The 6,866-nt window shown below is 61.8% G+C and carries 8 protein-coding genes; 4 read left to right on the forward strand and 4 right to left on the reverse strand.

Features of this window, described 5'->3' with window-relative positions; translation table 11 throughout:
• From ACFFAR_RS20140 to ACFFAR_RS20155, 4 genes are all read right to left on the reverse strand, one after another.
• On the reverse strand, nucleotides 1-549 hold a 549-nt coding region (locus ACFFAR_RS20140; protein WP_375508346.1), incomplete at its 3' end, for a DUF4743 domain-containing protein.
• A gap of 72 nt (nucleotides 550-621) precedes the next feature.
• Nucleotides 622-1,236 carry a LysE family transporter gene (locus ACFFAR_RS20145; RefSeq protein WP_174364037.1) on the reverse strand — a complete coding sequence of 205 codons (615 nt, stop codon included), beginning with the start codon at nucleotides 1,234-1,236 and terminating at the stop codon, nucleotides 622-624.
• Nucleotides 1,237-1,253: 17 nt separating this feature from the next.
• On the reverse strand, nucleotides 1,254-1,829 hold the full coding sequence (locus ACFFAR_RS20150; protein WP_061998374.1) for an adenine phosphoribosyltransferase: 576 nt from the start codon (nucleotides 1,827-1,829) through the stop codon (nucleotides 1,254-1,256).
• A gap of 18 nt (nucleotides 1,830-1,847) precedes the next feature.
• Nucleotides 1,848-3,851 (reverse strand): monovalent cation:proton antiporter family protein, encoded by a 2,004-nt coding sequence (locus ACFFAR_RS20155; RefSeq protein WP_062170405.1) that lies wholly within the window; start codon nucleotides 3,849-3,851, stop codon nucleotides 1,848-1,850.
• A 179-nt stretch (nucleotides 3,852-4,030) separates the two neighbouring features.
• Here ACFFAR_RS20155 and kdsD point away from each other — a divergent pair, with 179 nt between their 5' ends.
• The 4 genes from kdsD to lptA all read left to right on the forward strand — a co-directional run.
• Nucleotides 4,031-5,014, forward strand: a complete 984-nt coding sequence (kdsD, locus tag ACFFAR_RS20160; RefSeq protein WP_061998373.1) for an arabinose 5-phosphate isomerase KdsD — start codon at nucleotides 4,031-4,033, stop codon at nucleotides 5,012-5,014.
• Nucleotides 5,014-5,577, forward strand: a complete 564-nt coding sequence (locus ACFFAR_RS20165) for an HAD family hydrolase (RefSeq protein WP_086386421.1) — start codon at nucleotides 5,014-5,016, stop codon at nucleotides 5,575-5,577. The genes kdsD and ACFFAR_RS20165 overlap by 1 nt, the downstream gene beginning before the upstream one ends.
• Nucleotides 5,578-5,582: 5 nt before the next feature.
• Nucleotides 5,583-6,179: an LPS export ABC transporter periplasmic protein LptC gene (lptC, locus tag ACFFAR_RS20170; RefSeq protein ID WP_061998372.1), complete on the forward strand. Its 597-nt coding sequence runs from the start codon at nucleotides 5,583-5,585 to the stop codon at nucleotides 6,177-6,179.
• 48 nt (nucleotides 6,180-6,227) lie between these two features.
• On the forward strand, nucleotides 6,228-6,866 hold a 639-nt coding region (lptA, locus tag ACFFAR_RS20175; RefSeq protein ID WP_375508347.1), incomplete at its 3' end, for a lipopolysaccharide transport periplasmic protein LptA.

Consider the following 6,866-nt stretch of genomic DNA (forward strand, 5'->3'; position numbering starts at 1 on the left):
CGCGGCCAGTTCCGGCGGCATGCCGGCTTCTTCCCAGCATTCCTTCACGAGCGTTTCCTCGATCCCCATCCCCCAACCGATACCACCCGCCACCACGTTGTCGAGCATGCTTGGATCGGTTGCTTTGGTTTCGCTGCGGCGCGCGATCCAGAGGTTGGGCGCCCGGCCCGGCTCTTCCACGATGCCGTTCAAATGCACCGCGTATGTCATTGTGCCGAAGAACCGCGACGCCGCCCTTTCAATGAACGCCAGCGGCTCGGCATCGAAGGTATTGCGGATTGCGTAGGTTTCGTTGCGCCAGCCGGGGATGTGGCCATCGGCGGCGAGCATGCCGATAACCGCGCCAAGCGCCGCACTACGGGATTCCAGCTTATTGAAGGAGGCTGCAAGATGAATCGCGGCTTCGGTGAATTCGAACACGTCAGGCCACGATTTCAACGCCGATGCGTCGGCGCGGCGAATCCAGCCGACCCGCTCATCGGCGATATTAAACGGCAGATGCGCGGAAGCATCGAAACGGCGCGCTGCGATGATCGCGGGCAAGGTCATTACGGGGCCTCCGGCGGCGCAAAGGCTGGAATTGTACAAGGGCAGGCTCGTTGGCCCTGCGCAGGCGAGCGCCTAATCCTTCAGCGCCACCCGAATCCCCAGCCCGATGAACGTCGCGCCCGCCAGCCGGTCGAGCCACACGCCGACTTTCGGGCGACGCTTCAGATACGCGCCGATCATTCCCGCGGCCACGCCAAACACCGAGAACACCACGACTGTCTGCAGCATGAACACGCCGCCCAGTTCGAACATCTGCAGCATCACGCTTTGCGCGCCATGCGGATTCACGAACTGCGGCAGGAACACGATGAAAAACAACGTCACTTTCGGGTTCAGCAGATTGCCGACCACACTCTGCCGGAACACGGTCATGAGCGGCTGGCTCGGCCGTTCGTGCGCGCTCGACAAACCCTTGCTCCGGATCGCCTTGATGCCAATCCAGATCAGATACGCCGCGCCGGCGAATTTCACGGCCTGGAATGCAATCGGCGATGATTTCAGCAACGCTGCCACGCCAAGCGCTGCAAGCGTCGTATGAAACGAAATGCCTGCTGCAAAACCAAGCGCCGCGACAAGTCCGGCTGCACGTCCCTGCGAAATGCCGCGTGCGAGCACCTGCAGGTTATCGGGACCGGGAGCCGCCGTTATCGCAATGGACGCGGCCAGGAACAAAAGGAAATTTGGCATGGTTCGAAACGCTCCAGTCAATGACCGTCGAATTCGCAAACGGTGAACAGAGGCAGGCCGGAATCGCGCAAAAGCTTCGAACCGCCGAGCGCCGGCAAATCGATGATCGCCGCGCCCTCCACCACTTCCGCGCCCAGGCGCTCCAGCAGGATCTTGCCGGCCATCATTGTGCCGCCCGTTGCAATCAGGTCATCCACGAGCACCACGCGGTCCCCTGGCTTGCACGCGTCCTCGTGGATTTCGACCGTCGCGCTGCCGTATTCGAGCTCGTAAGACTGCGACAGCGTCTTGTACGGCAGCTTGCCTTTCTTGCGGATCGGCACGAAACCGAGACTCAGCTCATAGGCGAGGATCGGCCCGATGATGAAACCGCGCGCATCCAGCCCGGCGACCGTATCGATATCTGCATCTATATAGCGCTGCACCAGCAAATCGATCAACGTGCGCAACGCGCGCCGGTCCTGCAGCACAGGCGTGATATCGCGGAATTGCACGCCGGGCTGCGGCCAGTCCGGGACGGTGCGGATTCGCTCGCGAATGAAAGCGGTGGCTTCGGACAAAGAGGACGCCGCAGGCGCCGCGAATGAGGACATTATCTCTCCGGAAAAACGTCAGGCTACCGCGCCCGCACGGCGATTGCGCGACAGCCGTTCTTCGGCCCGCTGCAGCGCTTCAGGCAAACCGCGCAGCACGACAATATCGCTTGCACGCAGCTTGGTGTCAGGATCGGGGGCCACGCCGCGAATGCCGTGACGCCGGATCGCCGTCACTTCCACGCCGTCCTCCACGAGGCCGAGTTCGTCGAGCGTACGGCCTACGGCGTCGGCGTTTTCATCGACGGGAACCGATTGTAGCCGCACCTGCTCGCGGCGTTCTTCGTCGTCGGAATCGTCCGCGCCGTGAAAATATCCGCGCAGCAAGCTGTAACGCTCATCGCGCATTTCTTCCACGCGCCGCACCACCCGGCGCATTGGTACGCCCATCAGCACGAGCGTGTGGGAGGCGAGCATCAGGCTGCCTTCCACGATTTCAGGGATCACTTCAGTCGCGCCCGATGCAATCAGCTTCTCGAGATCGGCGTCATCGACGGTACGCACGATGGTCGGCAAGGTCGGTTCGAGTTCGTGAATGCTGTGCAGCACGCGCAACGCGGAAGGCGTGTTGGCGAACGTGATGGCAACCGTCGCCGCGCGATGCAAACCTGCCGCGACCAGCGCCTCGCGCCGCCCCGCATCGCCGTACACCACGCTTTCGCCGGCCGCCGCCGCTGCCGCCACGCGATCCGGATCCAGGTCGAGTGCCACGTAGGACAAGCCCTCGTGCTCCAGCATCCGCGCCAGATTCTGCCCCGCGCGGCCGTACCCGCAGATGATCACGTGACCGCTCTGCTTGATGCTCTGCGTCGCGATCCGCGTCATTTGCAACGATTGCCGCAACCATTCCGTCGATGAAAGCCGCAGCACGATCCGGTCGGCGTTCTGGATGATGAACGGCGCGGCGAGCATGGAAAGCAGCATCGACGAAAGAATGGCCTGCAGCAAGACGGGCTCGACAAGATGTTTATCGAGGATCAGGTTCAACAGCACGAAACCGAATTCGCCGGCTTGCGCCAGATTCAGGCCGGTGCGCATTGCCACACCCGGCGGTGAGCCGAAAAGCCGTGCAAGTCCGGTGATCATCACGGCCTTGAGCAGGATCGGCACGACGAAAAATCCGGCCACGAGAAACGGATGCTCCCAGATCACACGCGGATTGAGCAGCATGCCGGTGGTCACGAAGAAAAGACCCAGCAGCACGTCGCGAAACGGCTTGATGTCCTCTTCCACCTGATGCCGGTAAGGCGTCTCGGCAATCAGCATCCCCGCGATGAAAGCGCCGAGCGCGAGCGACAAGCCGAATTTATCGGTGATGAACGCAGCGCCGAGCGTCACCAGCAGCAAGTTCAGCATGAAGAGTTCTTGCGACCGCCGGCGTGCCACGATGTTGAACCAGCGCGTCATGAACTTCTGGCCGACGAACAGCAACACGGTCAACGCGACCACGATTTTTACGGCCGCAATCGCGAGCCAGAACGCCAGTTCCTTTGAATTTCCGTTGCCAAATGCCGCAATGATGATCAGCAGCGGCACTACGGCCAGATCCTGGAACAACAGCACGCCGAAGATGTTGCGGCCGTGCTCGGATTCGAGTTCGAGCCGTTCGGCGAGCATTTTCGACACGATCGCGGTCGACGACATGGACAACGCGCCGCCAAGCGCAATGCTCGCTTCCCACGACATATCGGTGAAGAAGTTCGCAATCCAGCCAAACAGCAGCGCAAGCAGGATCGTCCCGCCGACCTGGCTTGCGCCGAGTCCGAACACAATCCTGCGCATCGATCTCAATTTCGATAACGAAAACTCGAGCCCGATGGAAAACATCAGGAACACGACGCCAAATTCAGCGAGATGCTGCGCGCGCTCGCTGTCCGGCGCAATGCCCGCGGCATGCGGCCCGACAATGATTCCCACCGCCAGATAGCCCAACATGGGCGGCAGGTTGAAAAAGCGGAACACGACGACGCCGACCACCGAACACAGCAGTAGCAGCAACGTCATTTCAAGCGGAGAAGTCATCCGTCTGGAATCCTCGTTGGTCGTTGGATTGCGGATCGGCTTCATCCATGCGCCGGGTTGTCGACCAGCGCAACTGGAAGCCCGACCTGCGTGGGCGGATGAGCGCGGAAAAAGCGGCGGGCAAAAGCCCGTCAGCCACGTCCGGCGCGGCATAAAGGTGCCTTTGATATACTCCGCGCATGATAGCGAAAATCAATGGCGACCGGGCACTCGCGCTGGCTCGCACCGTGCTCGAAATTGAAGCCGACGCTGTTCGAGGCCTGTCCGCTCAACTCGATGACAACTTCACCGGCGCCGTCGAATTCCTGCTCGGATGCAAGGGCCGCGTGGTGGTTTCGGGCATCGGAAAATCCGGGCACATTGCCCGCAAATTCGCGGCTACGCTCGCGAGCACCGGCACGCCCGGTTTCTTCGTTCATCCGGCGGAAGCCAGCCACGGTGATCTTGGCATGGTAACCGCTGATGACGTGTTTATCGCGTTATCGAACTCTGGCGAAACTTCTGAACTCGTCGCCATTCTGCCGATCATCAAGCGCCTCGGCGCCAAGCTGATCGCCATCACGGGAAGCCCCGAATCCAGTCTCGCTAAACTCGCCGACGTGCATCTGAACGCACATGTCGACAAGGAAGCGTGCCCGATGAACCTCTCGCCAACCGCCAGCACGACCGCGGTTCTCGCGCTGAGCGACGCGCTCGCGGTCGCCGTGCTCGACGCACGCGGCTTCGGCCCGGACGACTTCGCGCGCTCGCATCCTGGCGGCGCGCTCGGCCGGCGCCTGCTGACTTATGTACGCGACGTGATGCGCATCGGACCGGAAGTGCCGGTCGTGTCGCTCGACGCAACCGTGTCCGACGCCCTGTTCCAGATCACCGCGAAGCGCATGGGCATGACGGCCGTGGTCAACACGAAGAACCACGTCGAAGGCATTTTCACCGATGGCGACCTCCGCCGCATTCTCCAGCGCGATGGCGACTTCCGCGCGCTGCCGCTGGCGGACGTGATGACGCGTCATCCGCAAACCATCGGTCCGGACCATCTCGCGGTGGAAGCGGTGGAACTGATGGAGCGTTATCGCATCAATCAGATGCTGGTCGTCGATGAAAACGCGATCCTGATCGGCGCCCTGAACATGCATGACCTCTTTTCCAAGAAGGTAATCTGATGTCGACCTTGTCTTTCACGCCGGATATTGCCGCAACCGAAGACGCGCATGAGCGCGCGGGCCGCGTGAAGCTGATGATTTTCGACATCGACGGCGTTTTCACAGACGGCAGCCTCTTCTTCACCGCCGCTGGCGACGCCATGAAATCCTTCAATTCACTCGATGGCCACGGCGTGAAGATGCTGCAATCGGTCGGCGTGCAGACCGCGATCATCACCGGCCGTAACTCCGGCATTGTCGCGGCGCGCGCGGGCGAACTCGGTATCACGCACCTCCACCAGGGCGTCGCCGATAAAACCATCGCGCTCGCCGAACTCCTGCATACCACCGGCATCGCGGCGACTGAATGCGGCTACATGGGCGACGACTGGCCCGATCTCGCCGTCATGCGCCTGTGCGGTTTCGCCGCGGCGCCCGCCAACGCGCATGCGGAAGTGCTGCAGCGCGTGCACTTCGCGGCATCGAAACGCGGCGGCGAAGGCGCCGTGCGCGAAGTCTGCGACGCCATCCTGCGCGCGCAAGATCGTTATGACGGCCTGCTTGCAGCGGCTATGGGAGCCTGAAGATCATGGCGCGCCCGACCAAGCTCACTTCACTTTTGCCGCTCGTCGCCATGGCGGCGCTTGCCGGCATCACGTACTGGCTGCTGCAGGCCACGCTGCCGCCGGCGCAAACGCCCGAGCGTCCGAAAGAACACGCGCCCGACTATTTCGCCAATAATTTTTCCGTCTCCGAACTCGATACCACCGGCACGACGCAGTACCGGCTGACAGCCATATCGATGGTGCATTACGAGGACGACGAAAACAGCGACCTGGTGAAGCCCGCCATGCGCATGTTCCAGCCGCTGCGGCCAACAGTTACGGCGACTTCGGAGCGCGGGACGGTGAACGGCGATGTATCGATCGTCGATTTGTACGAAAACGCCCACCTGTTGCGCGTGGCCGGCTTTGGCGACCCGCAGATGACCGCGGATTCCGAGCACTTCCGGATCCTGGTGAACGACGATGTCATCGAAACAGAAAAGCCGGTTAAACTTCAGCGCGGTCCGTCGGTGATGACGGGCGACGGCATGAACTACAACAACGCGACCCGGGTAATGAAGCTCTTCGGGACGGTACGCGGCCAGATTGCCGCCTCAACCCTGAACAACTCGTCCAAATAAACCCGGCAGTTCCGACGAATTGCGCTTAATCCATTCAAGTGTGACTGCATGAACAAACCGTTTCTCCGACCCGAACCAGGCCGTCTGCGAGCAGCGCGCACTGCGTTTATGCGCCGCGCCGCAAGCCTCATGCAATTCGGGATGGCGGCAGCCTGCGTGGCATTGCCGCTGGCAGGCTTCGCCCCGGCCGCACATGCCGAACGCGCCGACAGCGACAAACCGCTGAATATTTCGGCCGAAAACATGACCTATGACGACCTGAAGCAGGTCAACATCTTCACGGGTAACGTGGTCGCGACCAAAGGCACGATCATCATCAAGGCTGATCGCGTGGAAGTGACGCAGGACCCGCAGGGTTATCAGTACGCCACCGGCACGTCAACGGGCAACAATCTCTCGTATTTCCGCCAGAAACGCGACGGCCTGGATGAATACATCGAAGGCAATGCCGTGCGGATCGACTACGACGGCAAGCAGGATCTCACCACGCTCACCACGCGCGCCGTCGTGCGCCGTCTCGCCGGATTGACGAAGGTGCAGGACGAAGTGCGCGGCAGCGTGATTACTTACGACGGTCAGAAGGACTTCTATACGGCGAAGGCCGGCAAGGACGTCGCGGGCCCGGGCAATCCGTCCGGCCGCGTGCGCGCCATGCTTGCGCCGCGCAACGGCAACGCTGCGCCGCTG

The organism is uncultured Caballeronia sp. (genome assembly GCF_964243625.1).
Lineage (GTDB): Bacteria > Pseudomonadota > Gammaproteobacteria > Burkholderiales > Burkholderiaceae > Caballeronia.

Bases quoted from the DNA above. Each gene is read 5' to 3' on its own strand.
- ACFFAR_RS20145 (WP_174364037.1), bottom strand. From the start codon at position 1,236: ATGCCAAATTTCCTTTTGTTCCTGGCCGCGTCCATTGCGATAACGGCG.
- ACFFAR_RS20150 (WP_061998374.1), bottom strand. From the start codon at position 1,829: ATGTCCTCATTCGCGGCGCCTGCGGCGTCCTCTTTGTCCGAAGCCACC.
- ACFFAR_RS20155 (WP_062170405.1), bottom strand. From the start codon at position 3,851: ATGACTTCTCCGCTTGAAATGACGTTGCTGCTACTGCTGTGTTCGGTG.
- kdsD (WP_061998373.1), top strand. From the start codon at position 4,031: ATGATAGCGAAAATCAATGGCGACCGGGCACTCGCGCTGGCTCGCACC.
- ACFFAR_RS20165 (WP_086386421.1), top strand. From the start codon at position 5,014: ATGTCGACCTTGTCTTTCACGCCGGATATTGCCGCAACCGAAGACGCG.
- lptC (WP_061998372.1), top strand. From the start codon at position 5,583: ATGGCGCGCCCGACCAAGCTCACTTCACTTTTGCCGCTCGTCGCCATG.